Origin of the sequence: Arcticibacter eurypsychrophilus (genome assembly GCF_001730525.1) — a bacterium.
Taxonomy (GTDB): Bacteria; Bacteroidota; Bacteroidia; order Sphingobacteriales; family Sphingobacteriaceae; genus Arcticibacter; species Arcticibacter eurypsychrophilus.
In genome coordinates this window covers 134,264-148,674 of the sequence record NZ_MDFN01000002.1, presented here as the reverse complement: position 1 = coordinate 148,674, position 14,411 = coordinate 134,264, and the positions used below count along the sequence as shown (strand labels likewise).

Sequence of the window (14,411 nt, the reverse complement as noted above, 5' to 3'; positions counted from 1 at the left end):
TCATGAGATCGAATATTGACATTAGTTAAATTTAAAGAACAAGAATATGAGACTTGCAATCATATGTTTATTAGTAGTCATGATGATAACAACATCATGCAAAAAATTTTTAGAAGAAGTACCTAAGGATGAAATAGCCAGCGGCCAGTATTTTACACAACCCGATCATGCCGTGAATGCTGTAAATGCCTTATACAGGACAGGTGCACCTCAATTATATGAATCTAACCTGAGCGCTTATTCCGGTTCGAGAATGATGATCGGCCCTTACATGTCTGGTTATATAGATAATGAATTTAAAGGACAGGAAATACATGTACAGTATGCGCAGAACTTGACTTTAAATGGTACCAATCTTTCATCCTATCTTCAGAGCATTTGGAGTAGTATATATAATGGGATTGCCCGTTCAAACAATGCAATTAAATATATTCCAGTTACTCCAGGTGTTACAGAGGAACAATCGAAACGTCTATCTGCTGAAGCAAAATTCTTTAGAGCATATGCATACTTTCAGCTGGTACGCATGTTTGGAGGTGTACCATTAATTACTGAACCTTACGAAAATCAGGAAAATCTTGAAGTAGCAAGAAGTACAATAGAAGAAGTGTATAACCTCATAACAGCGGATCTTGAATCTGCGGTTAATGAAGGAGGATTACCTAATGTTGCTATGATTAATAATGGTGGACGTATCACTAAGGGAGCAGTTTCGACTTTATTGGCAGATGTATACCTGACCATGAGTGGCTATCCTTTAGAGAAGGATATGTCAGTCAAAGCTGCTTTAAATGCCAGGTCTGTGATTACGTCTAATGTATATCGTTTAACGGCACATAATAGAAATGGAAATGGAGTTGTTGATCTGACAAATACGGCTTATAATAAATTACGTTTGGCTGATAACTCCGCAGATGAGTATATTTATTATTATGAATATGCTGAGGGGATCGCTACCTCTGCCTACTCCGCATGGGCTTTTCCTGCTACTGCAGCAGCAGATACTAAATTCGCCGTTACTGTCAACACCTATGCACCGACACCGAAGTTCTTTCAGGGATATAATCAGACAGAAGATTTAAGGGCACAAGAGAAGCAATTATTTCATTCATCTTTAACTAGAAGCAATGGTACTGTATTAAACTTTGCCCGGGCACCTTACATATGGCAAGATGATAAAGCATCTTTTTCGACTGCTAGCTCAGGCAAAGATCTTCCTATTTATACGTATTCGGATCCTTTACTAATTGGTGCTGAAGCCATAGCGCTTTCAGAAGGCGTTACCACAGAGGCTGTTGATTATTTATCGCAAGTCAAAGAAAGGGCTTATTGGAAAGCTGATCTGGCTACAATTAAATTGCAACTTTCACAATTATCTAAAGATGATTTCATAAAGGAAGTATGGAAAGAGCGCTATAGAGAATTGGTTTTTGAAGGGCGAATATGGTTTGATATTCAGCGTACGAGACTTTTTCCGGTTCCTGTAGGAGATGCAAGCGGTAATATTCTTTTTGAACCTGTTATTGGCCATGTAAACAATGCAGGTGCCGTCATTCAGGAAAAGAACCTGCTTTTTCCAATAGCAACGGATGAATTACAACGTAATGCTAGTTTAATTCAAAATCCAGGCTACTAAGTAATTTAAAATGGACCTCTAAATAAGAGGTTCATTTTAAATTGGTATGTTCTGATACTATCAATTTAAAAATCCAGGTAATGAAGTTGATGTTGTTTTCTATCTTTTCAGCAGTCTATCTAATTCCTTATTTTGTGGGGGCTCAGCAAAAGAATAATTCTGTTCTTGCGAAAGAAATACTTTCTAACATACGCTTAGATTCTGTTCAGGCAAATGCGCTGAAACTTTTGAACGAATTTTCGGCCGGAACTTCTTATGCTGAAGTGTGGATAAGGGATTTCAATACTTTCATAAAAGGATCATTAGAGGTTCATCCTAAAGAAAAAGTAAGAAACATGTTACTTATGTTTTTTAAAATCCAGGGAAATGATGGCAACATCGTTGATGGAGTGGTAGAGCGTGCAAAAGCAAAGGGAGGATACCAATATCGTTATTCCGATCTTCTGCCTGGATGGGCAGCACACAAAAATACGGTGGAAACAGATCAAGAATCATCACTTGTTCAGGCGGTAAAGAAGTATATTGATATAACCAACGACAAATCAATCTTGACAGTGGACGTGGGCGGAAAAACTGTTTTACAACGAATAGAAGATGCTTTCAATTATATAAGAAAAGAAAGGTGGTCACAAAAATACGGGTTGGTTACGGGTGCTACTACAATAGACTGGGGCGATGTGCAACCAGAAACGGGGTGGGGAGTTGCTATTAATGATAAAACCAAAATGGCAATTGATATTTATGATAATGCGATGTATGTGATGGCTATTCACGACTTTTTAGCGATGAAGCCTAAAGAATATCATGCAGGTGAAAATTGGCAAAAAATTGCTGATGCTATAAAAAAAAATGTTCGAAGGTATCTATGGATGCAAGAAGCACAAAAATATAAACCACACATATACTTAAACGGAAGTCCTTTTTTAAAAATGCTTGATGAAGATAATATGCTGTATACGGGAGGATCAATATGTGCCTTATTAGCGGGTTTTAATACCGCTTTAGAAGTTAAAGAGATTAATAGACAGATGGTTGCTGCTGCATCGATGGAGAAATATGCAACTATTGGAATTACGGTTTATCCACCCTATCCAACAGAAGAATTTCCTAATATGCATGCTTATGTATATCAAAATGCTGGTGATTGGACATGGTTTGGTGGACGGATGGTAGGGGCATTATTGAATTTTAATATGCCTAATGAAGCATATGTTGAATTGATGCCGATGATTGACCGTAGTATTGCCAATAACGGCTTTTATGAATGGTATGATGTGCAAACTGGTATTCCAAAGGGATCAGGGAATTTCAGAGGTGAGGCTGGTGTTTTATATGATTCCATTAAACTTTTGAAGCAGTGGGCTGCAAAAGAGGAAGCTTTATCCTTAAATAAAAAATGATGTTTTCGAATCGAATTAATACTGAGACCCTTTTGGGATTACTCCTTTTTATGGTGATCATAACTATTCCTGTTTTTGGTCAGCAGACAACGCATTGGAAAATTGGTGAAAATGATAATTCTTCTAAAGGTATGGCCTTATCGCCGGGAAACTTTAAAGAATTTTTAGCAAATGATTTTGGTTATGAAGATCGCTATTTCTTGATTGGAAGATCGCAGGCGGAGAAAGAGTGGGCTTATGTTTTGCCAGGTCCAACTAACGAATGGGGTGGCACGGGAAATACCGCTGGTATTCGTTCTCATTTTTTTAATATCTATTTTGAATTAAAAAATTTGACAAAGAATGACGATTGGACATTTGTGATAGATTGTCTCGGTACTGATTCGGAACATGCTCCATTAGTTAAAGTTTCAATTAATGGAAAGCCATGGCTCTTTGAACTTGAAAAAGGAAAGGGAAATAAAGATCCTATTGGTCCTTTTGGTGTAAACGATGAGCAAAAAATTAATATCAATATTCCTCATTCTCTAATGAAGGAAGGTTTTAATGAAATTTTGCTAACTACTTTGTCTGGGGGATGGATTGCCTTTGACCAGCTAAAGCTGACAGGGCCTTTAAGTACAAAGTTGGTTGAGACCAAGCAAGCGTTAATAACAACAATTAAACCTGCTAATTATGAGGTTAGGAATGAAATAGACAATTATCAACCTTTATTGATAGGAATTGAAACGTTAGATGCTAATTCAACCCTACTCGTTAAACTGGATGGAAAGCTTATCTTAAAGCAGCAATTAGATAGTGGAAAGGCAATTATAGAAGCTTTAATGCCAGCGGTAAAGAAGCAAAGAGATAGCAAGTATGAAGTGCTTATCAATGGAATTCAATACAAGGCTGGTGATGTGATTCGAAGTCAACAAAAAGTTGCAAGTCCAGCTGATTATGTGAACACGATGATGGGAGCAGCTCACTCCAGATGGATGATTGCACCTGGTCCATGGATGCCATTTGGAATGGTTAAATTAAGTCCGGACAATCAAAATAGTGGCTGGCAGGCCGGATATGACCCCACTTTTGAATCAGTTGGCACCTTTAGCCATATTCATGAATGGACAATGGCAGGATTAGGCACATTTCCTGTTACAGGTTCTTTAATGACCAGGATTGGTGACCAACAGGATAAAAGCAGCGGATATCGCTCAAATATTGATAAGGCAACTGAAATAGCCGCTTTGGGGTATTATAAAGTAGAGCTGACAAATTATGATATAACAGCTGAACTTACAGCAACAACTCGTGCTAGTTTCCAACGATATACCTACCATAAAGGGAATACTGGTCGTATAATGATAGATTTGAAAATTCCGACTGAATACGATTACGATTTAAAGGCTATTGAAATAAAGAAGGTGAGTGATTTTCGTATCGAAGGTTATAGTAAGCAAATATCTAAAAATGTATGGTCGGGAGGGGTAGATCAGGAATATATAGTCCATTTTGTGATTGAATTTGACCAGCCAATTAAACAATATGGTACATGGTTAAACGATAGGGTGACTAATGACCATGATCTCAAATCGGATAGTGCCCAAAATGCGGGTATGTTTGTTGAATTTGATTTGCAAAAAAAACGCGCAGTACAAGTTAGGACTGGAATTTCCTATGTCAGTGTAGAAAATGCGGCTTTAAATCTTCAAAATGAAATAACTACACCTTTTAACTGGTCGTTTGATGCGGTTAAAAATGAACAAAGGTCGGCTTGGAATAAGCTATTAAGCCGCGTTGAAATTAGCACCAATAATCTATTAGAAAAAGAACGCTTCTATACAAACATGTATCGGTCTTTGGCTAGTAGAAATACCTTCAATGATGTAGATGGCAGTTGGCGTTCAGCTGATGAGGTTATTCGGAAATTTAAGGACAAAGAGGATAGAGCTTTGGGAGGAGATGCTTTTTGGAATACTTTCTGGAATCTTAATCAATTTTGGAATTTGGTTACTCCGGAGTGGTCCAATAAGTGGGTTCGGTCGCAATTAGCCATGTATGATGCAAACGGTTGGTTGGCAAAGGGACCTGCAGGTATGGAGTATATACCTGTAATGGTTGCTGAACATGAAATACCATTACTTGTAGGAGCTTATCAAATGGGAATAAGGGATTACGATGTAGAGAAAGCCTTTAAAGCAGTTTATAAAATGCAAACGACAATGCCTTCATCTGTAGAAGGTGGGTTTGCAGGCAATAGAGACCTGAAAACCTATCTTGAGCACAAATATGTTCCTTATGATGAAGGTAGATTCTCGAATTCCCTTGAATACAGTTTTGATGACTGGACTGTATCTCAGTTTGCAAAAGGTTTGAATAAGCAGGCAGAATATTTAATTTTTAAAGATAGAGGAACCTGGTGGAAGAATGCTATAGACCCTGAAACTAAGTTTGCCCGAATGCGGAATGCTAAAGGAAATTGGTTTCCTGATTTTGATCCTTTTAAGTCTGGCGCTAATCACCATTACGTTGAAGGAAATGCTTGGCAGCTTACCTTTTTTGTACCTCAGGATGTACCAGGTTTAGCGAAAATGATAGGGGAAAATACATTTATCAAAAGGCTGGAATCGGGATTTGAAGAGAGCTATAAGTGGCGGTTTAATGGACCGAATGATCAATATTGGAACTATCCTGTAGTACAAGGAAACCAACAATCCATGCATTTTGCCTATCTGTTTAACTGGGTAAAGCAACCATGGCTCACTCAAAAATGGAGTAGGGCTATTTCAGAGAGATATTATGGACATGGTACATCAAATGCCTATCTTGGGGACGAAGATCAGGGTCAAATGAGTGCTTGGTTTGTTATGAATGCATTAGGGTTATTTCAAACTGATGGAGGAACACGAGTAGATCCAATATATGAGATTGGTAGTCCTATATTTAAAAAAGTCGTTATCAATTTGGGTTCTTTATATGGAAGAGGTGAAAAGTTCATCATTACGGCTAACCATGTCAGCCGGAAAAATATCTATATCAAAAAGGCTACACTGAATGGGAAACCGTTGAATAATTTCTGGTTTAAATCATCCGAATTGTTAAAGGGGGGATCATTGATTCTAGAAATGAGTGCTGAACCAAATAGAAACTGGGGTATTGAAGATCTTCCAGTTATGCCATAACTAATTAATGCCTGTTAATTGCTTTAGTCGCCTAAGTCTTGAATATGCGAATTTGTATTTTTTCTAAAAAAAGTAAAATGAACTTAAAAATGATAAAGAGTGCCAGTACTATTATTTTTCTACTAATTGGTATGCTTTCGTCCTGCAGCATAAAACGTGAAAACGTTTTAAAATATGTGAATCCTAATATCGGCACTGCGCACAGCCGATGGTTCTTTTATACTCCGGCAGCATTGCCTTATGGTATGGCTAAGCTTGCTCCCTCCACTAATGCACATTATGGTAATCCACAAGGATGGGAGGCTGTGGGTTACGATACCCGGCATAATTCTATTGAAGGTTTCGTGCATTTTCACGAATGGCAGGCTGGGGGAGTGAGTTTTATGCCAGCTACAGGCGAACTAAAAGTGAAACCTGGAGAGCTTGAGAAACCAGAAAGTGGGTACCGTTCCCGCTTTGACAGAAAAAATGAGATTGCAGAACCTGGTTATTATAAGGTGTTGCTTGATGATTATAAGATCACCGCTGAGTTAACGGCTACTAAACATGTTGGTTTTCATCGGTATACATTTCCTAAGAACAAACAATCAAGAGTCATTTTAGATATTGGAAATACACAAGGTGAAAGTGGAGAGGTAAGAAATGCATCTGTGCGCATGATTGATGCTACGCATTTTGAGGGTTTTGTAACTACATTTCCTAAATATTTAAAGACCAATGATCCGGATGGGCAGGTGTCTATGTACTTTTTCGGAGAAATAAGTAGAAAGCCGGATAATATAGGGTCGTTTACAGCTAGCGGTATTCAAATGAAGGCAAATGAAGCGAAAGGAAAGGGTGCAGGGCTTTTTCTGGAATATGGAACCCATGACAAAGAGGCGATAGAAATCAAAGTAGGACTTTCTTATACTTCAGTGGATAATGCAAAGGCTAATCTGGAGGTAGAGGCAAAGGGTCTTTCATTTGACCAGGCTAAAAAACTGGCTCAAGCGGTATGGCAACGCGAGCTAAGTAAACTTTACGTAGAAGGGGCTGATCAAAATAAGATTAAATTCTATACCGGGTTGTATCACGCCTTGTTGGGTAGAGGTGTTGCCAGTGATGCAAATGGAGCTTTTCCAAAACATGATGGCTCCATTGGGCAGTTACCACTGGATAAAGATGGTAATCAAACACATCACTTTATAAATACAGATGCCATTTGGGGAGGATACTGGAATTTAACTCAGTTGTGGGCGATGTCTTATCCTCAACAGTATAATGATTTCGTTCAAACCCAGTTACAGGTTTATAAAGAAAGGGGCTGGTTTGGCGACGGCATCGTAAACAGCAATTTTGTGTCAGGTGTGGGAACCAACTTCGTTGGTTTAGCCATCGCCGCTGCATATCATGTTGGGATCAGGGATTATGATATAGATTTGGCCTACAAAGCGATCAGGGATAATGAATTAAGCGGAGAAAACAGAAAAGTAGGGGCAGGAAAGACAGATGTCAAGGCCTTTGTGAAATTGGGTTTTGTGCCCTACCTGGAGAACGATAAAAATGATTCAACTGGTGCACATTTTTCTGCATCACATACGTTGGAGTACAGCTTTAGTGCCTTTGCTGCTGCACAACTGGCAAAGTCTTTAAGTAAAGATGAGGATTATAAGAAACTTATACAGTATTCAAACGGCTGGAAAAAACTTTTTAATCCGGAGTCTAAATTGATCCAACCGAAGGATGCAAATGGTAGTTTTATTGACAAATTCGATCCATATGAGCCATGGAGAGGTTTTCAGGAAGGTAACGCAGTGCAGTATACTTTTTTCGTTCCTCAAAATCCTGCATTGCTGGTTGCCACTATTGGTAAAGATGAGTTCAATGACCGGCTTAATAAGATCTTTGAAACTGCTCAGAAAAACAGCTTTGGTGGCGGTAAAGAAATAGATGCTTTTGCAGGTGTTAAGTCTGTTTATAATCATGGCAATCAGCCGAACTTACATATTAGCTGGCTCTTTAATTTTTCGGGTAAACCCTGGTTAACTCAAAAATGGACTCGTGCGATTGGTGATGAATTTTATGGTACTGAAAGTATTCATGGTTACGGGTATGGGCAAGATGAGGATCAGGGACAGTTGGGTTCCTGGTATGTGATGTCATCTCTGGGTTTGTTTGACGTAAAGGGCTTTACTGATTTGAGACCAATTGTAGAACTCGGAAGTCCTGTTTTTATCAAAGCGTCAATTAAACTTGGTAATGGAAAGAATTTGGTAATTGAAACTAAAAATAATTCGACAGAAAACGTTTATATCCAATCTGCACAATTTAATGCCAAAGTGTTAAATAATTGCTGGTTGTATCGTGATGAATTGATGCAGGGTGGAAAGTTGACTTTTGTAATGGGTAGCAGGCCCAATATGAATTGGGGCATCGAAGTACCGCCACCTTCAGTGCAATAATTTGAAAATATTTAATAGGTAATCTTTGGGGGAATTGAACAGTATTAGTGCTAAAATTTTAATTAATTCTTTTTAGTGTTAATATTGTTTCAATAATGCGTTACATCACTTTTTGTTGGCACCTCATTGAGTAGCTTTCCAAATGGAATGCTACGATAAGAAAATTACCATAAAAGCCTGGGCAGAAGAGGATCGTCCGAGAGAGAAAATGCAGCTTCAGGGCAGGAGGAATCTCACGGATGCTGAATTGATTGCTATTCTTATCGGATCTGGAAATCGTACTGAAACAGCAGTAGGGTTAAGCATGCGCATTTTGGCTTCCCTGGAAAATGATCTGGATAAATTAGGCAAGTTGGGGGTGCCGGAACTGTCTAAATTTAAAGGGATAGGGGAGGCAAAGGCGATTAGTATTATTGCAGCATTAGAGCTTGGACGCAGACGCAGGGATGTGTCTACTCCTAAAATGGATCAGGTGACCTCCAGTAAGGATGTTCATAATTATTTAAAGCGGCACTTTACCGATCTGAACCATGAGGAGTTCTGGATTGTGTTGCTGAATAGATCCAATCATATTCTCTCCCGGCATTTGATTAGTAAGGGCGGACAGGCTGGAACGATAGCTGATCCTAAAATCATCTTTCAAACAGCTTTAGAACATCATTCAGCTAGTATTATTCTGAGTCATAACCATCCATCGGGAAGTTTGAAACCAAGTCAGGCTGATTTGCAGCTTACGCGCAAATTGAAAGATGCAGGAACTCTTCTTGATATTGGGGTATTGGATCATTTGATCTTTACGGACACGGCATATTTAAGTTTGGCAGATGAAGGGCTGATGTAATGACGGTTATTTTGCTGTAATTTCTATCTTTGTGCTTTATTAGTCTAAAATTAAATGAAGATATCATACAACTGGCTTAGTCAGTTTATCTATACAACTAAAACTCCGGATGAGATCTCTCTGATTCTGACGGATATAGGTCTTGAAGTGGAGAGTCTGGAAAAAGTACAAGCTATTCCTGGAGGACTTGAGGGTCTTGTTGTTGGTTATGTGAAGACCTGTGTTCAGCATCCAAACGCGGACCGGTTAAGGATTACTCAGGTAAATGTAGGGAACGCGGATGATATTCAGATTGTTTGCGGTGCAGCGAATGTGGCAGCGGGACAAAAGGTTATCGTGGCAACTGTTGGAACTACGGTTTATCCGATTGCTGGCGAGCCTTTTAAAATTAATAAGTCTAAAATAAGGGGTGAAGTATCCGAAGGGATGATTTGTGCGGAGGATGAAATTGGTCTTGGCAACTCTCATGAGGGTATTATGGTGCTGGAAGATACAGCGGTAGCTGGTACGCCTGCTCAGTCGTACTTTCAGTTGAAGGATGATTTCCTTTTTGAGATTGGACTTACACCAAATCGTGCTGATGCGGCTTCTCACCTTGGTGTGGCACGTGATCTTGCGGCATTTTTGCGTATGGATATCACCATGCCTGACCTTTCGGCGTTTAAACCGGATCATCTTCAATTACCTATTCCTGTGGAAGTGATGAATGATGATGCTTGTGTGCGTTATTCGTCCCTGACACTAACCGGGATTACAGTTAAGGAATCGCCGGACTGGTTAAAAGAAAAACTACAAATCATCGGAATCAGGCCTATCAATAATGTGGTCGATATTACCAACTATGTATTGCATGAATTGGGACAACCGCTACATGCTTTTGATTCATCAACTATTACCGGTGGTAAAGTGATTGTTCGTAATGCAGTAGAGGGAGAGGTTTTTGTAACGCTTGATGGTGTAGAAAGGAAACTCAGTATAGAAGATCTGATGATTTGTAATGCAGAAAAACCGATGTGTATTGCAGGGGTTTTTGGAGGTGCTGAATCAGGGGTTAGTTTGAGTACGACTTCTGTGTTTTTAGAAAGTGCTTGTTTTAGTCCGGTTGCTGTAAGGAAAACGTCTAAGCGTTTTGGACTTAAAACAGATGCTTCATTTCGTTTTGAAAGGGGAACTGATCCAGAAATGACTATTTATGCGCTTAAGCGGGCTGCATTGTTGATTAAGGAGATCGCTGGTGGAGAGATTGCTTCAGAGGTGTATGATTATTATCCAAATCCGATCGCTTCGTTCAAGGTAACTCTTTCTTATCATCATGTAAATCGTTTGATTGGAGCCTCGATTCCATCGGAGACGGTTAAGGAGATTATTGAAGCTTTAAATATTAAAGTGCTGGAATCAACTCCTGAAGGTTTGGAGCTTGAGGTGCCTAGTTATAAGGTGGATGTTACTCGTGAGGTAGATGTGATTGAAGAGGTGCTTCGGATTTATGGGTATAACAATATCGCAATACCAACACAGATCAGAGCTTCTTTAAGTTATGGTGCTAAGCCGGATAAAGAGTCTGTAAGAAATCATATTGCTGAGCTGTTGAGTTCAAATGCATTTTCTGAAATTCTAACGAACTCGCTTACTAAGTCTGTTTATTCGGAAAGTCCGGAGACTGCTGTTCGGATTCTTAATCCTTTGAGCAGTGATCTGGATGTAATGCGACAAAGTCTGCTTTACTCAGGATTGGAAGCGATTGTTTATAACCAGAACAGAAGGAATGTAGATTTGAAGTTCTACGAGTTTGGGAAGGTGTATGAAACTAATCTTACTGGATTTAAAGAAACACAACGTTTGTCGGTATTTATGACCGGTTCAAAGGTATCTGCACAATGGAATCATGAGGTGAAAGATGTTGCTTTTTACAATTTAAAGGCAGTAGTAGATGCGGTATTAAAGAGGTTGGCTGTAGCAGGGTTGGTGGAAACTGATTTTAATTCGAGTCAATTCAATCAGGCCTCTCAATATAAAAAGGGTGATAAAACGCTGGTTTATTTTGGAATGGTCTCTAAAGGAATCCTGAAGAAATTGGATATTGACCAGTCGGTTTATTATGCTGATTTCGATTGGGATTTGATTAATAAGAGTATTCGGAAGAACAAGATTACGTATAAGGAGGTATCCAAGTTTCCTGCTGTGCGTAGAGATTTATCGCTTTTGCTGGATAAGGCAGTTACCTTTAGTCAATTGAAACAACTGGCATTCCGTACTGAAAAGAATTTGTTGAAGGAGGTAAATGTGTTTGATGTTTACGAAGGCAAATCGTTGCCAGAGGGTAAAAAGTCATATGCAATCAGCTTTCTTCTGCAGGATGAAGAAAAAACACTTACCGATAAACAAATAGATTCGGTTATGAATAAATTAATCTTTACTTTCGGAAAAGAAGTAGAAGCAGAAGTAAGAAAATAATTACGAATTGATAGCAACTTTGAACTTTATACTTTAAATTTGGAAAAGAATGTCGCTTGCCGGACAATTAAATAGTGTACTTGATAGAACTCATCGATTGATTGAGTTATGTGAGGCTCTACAGGAGGAAAATGACTTGTTAAAGCTTGAAAATCAATCTTTACAGTCGGCGGTGGAAACAGGCAAAAAGAAGGCTGTTGAGATGGATGAAAAGATGAATGTGCTGAAGCTAGCGCGGTCATTGGAGGGGATAACAGCAAAAAAATTAGATCCCAATGAAAAAACGCTTGATATTAAGCAAAAAATTAGCGAATTTGTGCGGGAAATAGATAAATGTATTGTGTTACTGAAAAAGTAGTTCAATTTTGAAATAAAGGCTCAATGGGAGAAATCTCCATAAAAATAAATATTGCTGACCGTGTTTATCCTTTAAAGATAAATATGGAAGAGGAAGAAATAGTGCGGAAGGCAGCTAAAATGATCAATGATCGTATAAAAGAGTACCAGGACAATTATGCGGTCAGGGATAAACAGGATTTGCTATCTATGAGTGTGCTGCATTATGCTACAGCTACATTAAGGGCAGAAAAGAAATTATCAGAGGGAGATATAGAAGCCTCTGATACTGTTTATAAATTGGATCAGTTGCTTGGTAACTTTTTTTCGAAGTAGTAGTATACGTTCTTTATATAAATATGGGCATTACATTAAGACTTAACCGCAGTTAATTCTTGAGTTTCACTATTGTAATAAACTTAACACTTCAATATCAAAAGAGTTAAAAAATGTAAATCACTTAGCTTGTCTACTTGATTATGATTAATACTCTAATCTTTATTTGATGAAGTTTTACAGTACATGGGGTTCAAGTTTTTAACTGCGGTTTTTTTTATTTAAAACAGATATGGATATAGTACTTTACGTTTTATTAGGAATAGCTGCCGGTGTGGTAATTGGGAGATTCATGCTCCGCAAATTATTGAAAGGCCAGGAAGTATCGGCACAGAACAAAGTAAAAAAGATTTTAAAAGACGCTGAAAATAATGCGGAGATTTTAAAGAAAAACAAACTTCTGGAGGCAAAGGAAAAGTTTTTACAATTGAAGGCTGAGTACGATCAGGAAGTGAACACGCGTAACAATACCATCAATCAACGCGAGAATTCGATTAAGCAAAAAGAGCAGTCGCTGAATCAAAAGCTTGAAAATGCGAATAAAAAGGAGCTGGAGTCGGAAACATTGAAGAAGACTTTGGAAAAGCAGATTGAAACTTCCAAGCTTAAACAGGAAGAGGTTGAAGTGGTACGGTTACAGCATCAATCTAAACTGGAAGCTATTGCCGGACTTTCTGCTGAAGAGGCGAAAAATCAACTGGTGGATAGTTTGCGTGAAGAGGCCCGTTCGAAGGCAATGATCCAGATTAAGGACATTGTGGATGAAGCAAAGCTTACCGCTAGTAAAGAAGCGAAAAAGGTAGTGATCCAGACTATTCAACGTACGGCTACAGAATCGGCAATTGAAAATACAGTATCCATATTTAACATTGAAAATGACGAAATAAAGGGTAGGGTAATTGGTCGTGAAGGTCGTAATATCCGTGCGTTGGAAGCAGCAACGGGTGTTGAAATCATTGTAGATGATACGCCAGAGGCAATTATTCTTTCCGGTTTTGATCCGGTACGTCGGGAAATTGCCCGATTAGCACTTCATCGTTTGGTAACGGATGGTCGTATCCATCCTGCCCGTATTGAAGAGGTTGTTGCTAAAACTAAAAAGCAAATTGAGGACGAAATAGTTGAAATTGGTGAGCGTACTGTGATTGATTTAGGTATCCATGGTTTACATCCTGAATTAATCAGGATGATTGGACGGATGCGTTACCGGTCTTCTTATGGTCAGAATCTATTGCAGCATTCAAGAGAGGTTGCTAATTTTTGTGCAACTATGGCTTCTGAACTGGGTTTAAATGTCAAGTTGGCTAAGCGTGCAGGATTGCTTCATGATATTGGTAAGGTGCCGGATGACAATCCTGAATTGCCACATGCTATATTGGGTATGCAACTTGCTGAAAAGTATAAAGAGCATCCTGAAGTATGTAATGCGATTGGAGCCCATCATGATGAAGTGGAAATGACTTCTATGATTTCCCCGATAGTTCAGGCTTGTGATGCTATTTCTGGAGCGCGCCCCGGTGCACGTCGTGAGGTAGTGGAAAGTTATATCAAACGACTTAAGGATTTAGAGGCATTGGCGCTTTCTTATCCTGGGGTTGAAAAAACGTTTGCGATCCAAGCGGGTCGTGAGTTACGTGTTGTTGTTGAAAGTGAACGGATCACTGATGCACAGTCTGAGATTCTAGCTGCCGATATTTCTAACCGGATTCAAACGGAGATGACTTATCCGGGACAGATTAAAGTAACAGTAATTCGTGAGACACGTTCTGTGTCTTACGCGAAATAAATTTATTGACCTATCTC

Annotated in this window: 9 protein-coding genes; all 9 read left to right on the top strand. The window is 38.9% G+C overall.

The features are described 5' to 3' along the window. The first annotated feature begins 46 nt into the window (after positions 1–46). A complete protein-coding gene (locus BFL47_RS02240) occupies positions 47–1,636 on the top strand; it encodes a RagB/SusD family nutrient uptake outer membrane protein (RefSeq protein ID WP_069658167.1) in 1,590 nt (529 codons plus the stop codon). Between the two features lie 80 nt (positions 1,637–1,716). Continuing rightward, positions 1,717–3,036: a glucosidase family protein gene (locus tag BFL47_RS02235; protein WP_069658166.1), complete on the top strand. Its 1,320-nt coding sequence runs from the start codon at positions 1,717–1,719 to the stop codon at positions 3,034–3,036. Then, positions 3,033–6,200: a GH92 family glycosyl hydrolase gene (locus BFL47_RS02230; protein WP_069658165.1), complete on the top strand. Its 3,168-nt coding sequence runs from the start codon at positions 3,033–3,035 to the stop codon at positions 6,198–6,200. The genes BFL47_RS02235 and BFL47_RS02230 overlap by 4 nt, the downstream gene beginning before the upstream one ends. Before the next feature lie 77 nt (positions 6,201–6,277). Then, positions 6,278–8,641, top strand: coding sequence for a GH92 family glycosyl hydrolase (locus tag BFL47_RS02225; protein ID WP_069658164.1), 2,364 nt, complete (start codon positions 6,278–6,280; stop codon positions 8,639–8,641). A gap of 142 nt (positions 8,642–8,783) precedes the next feature. After that, a complete protein-coding gene (gene radC / locus BFL47_RS02220) occupies positions 8,784–9,482 on the top strand; it encodes a RadC family protein (RefSeq protein ID WP_069658163.1) in 699 nt (232 codons plus the stop codon). 54 nt (positions 9,483–9,536) lie between these two features. After that, positions 9,537–11,936 carry a phenylalanine--tRNA ligase subunit beta gene (gene pheT / locus BFL47_RS02215; RefSeq protein ID WP_069658162.1) on the top strand — a complete coding sequence of 800 codons (2,400 nt, stop codon included), beginning with the start codon at positions 9,537–9,539 and terminating at the stop codon, positions 11,934–11,936. Positions 11,937–11,985: 49 nt separating this feature from the next. Continuing rightward, a complete protein-coding gene (locus tag BFL47_RS02210; RefSeq protein WP_069658161.1) occupies positions 11,986–12,294 on the top strand; it encodes a hypothetical protein in 309 nt (102 codons plus the stop codon). A gap of 23 nt (positions 12,295–12,317) precedes the next feature. Then, positions 12,318–12,608 (top strand): cell division protein ZapA, encoded by a 291-nt coding sequence (locus BFL47_RS02205; RefSeq protein ID WP_069658160.1) that lies wholly within the window; start codon positions 12,318–12,320, stop codon positions 12,606–12,608. Positions 12,609–12,840: 232 nt separating this feature from the next. Continuing rightward, positions 12,841–14,394 carry a ribonuclease Y gene (rny, locus tag BFL47_RS02200; RefSeq protein ID WP_069658159.1) on the top strand — a complete coding sequence of 518 codons (1,554 nt, stop codon included), beginning with the start codon at positions 12,841–12,843 and terminating at the stop codon, positions 14,392–14,394. The last annotated feature ends 17 nt before the right edge of the window (positions 14,395–14,411 follow it).

Coding starts and splice junctions, on each gene's coding strand:
- BFL47_RS02240 (WP_069658167.1), top strand. CDS start 47: ATGAGACTTGCAATCATATGTTTATTAGTAGTCATGATGATAACAACA.
- BFL47_RS02235 (WP_069658166.1), top strand. CDS start 1,717: ATGAAGTTGATGTTGTTTTCTATCTTTTCAGCAGTCTATCTAATTCCT.
- BFL47_RS02230 (WP_069658165.1), top strand. CDS start 3,033: ATGATGTTTTCGAATCGAATTAATACTGAGACCCTTTTGGGATTACTC.
- BFL47_RS02225 (WP_069658164.1), top strand. CDS start 6,278: ATGAACTTAAAAATGATAAAGAGTGCCAGTACTATTATTTTTCTACTA.
- radC (WP_069658163.1), top strand. CDS start 8,784: ATGGAATGCTACGATAAGAAAATTACCATAAAAGCCTGGGCAGAAGAG.
- pheT (WP_069658162.1), top strand. CDS start 9,537: ATGAAGATATCATACAACTGGCTTAGTCAGTTTATCTATACAACTAAA.
- BFL47_RS02210 (WP_069658161.1), top strand. CDS start 11,986: ATGTCGCTTGCCGGACAATTAAATAGTGTACTTGATAGAACTCATCGA.
- BFL47_RS02205 (WP_069658160.1), top strand. CDS start 12,318: ATGGGAGAAATCTCCATAAAAATAAATATTGCTGACCGTGTTTATCCT.
- rny (WP_069658159.1), top strand. CDS start 12,841: ATGGATATAGTACTTTACGTTTTATTAGGAATAGCTGCCGGTGTGGTA.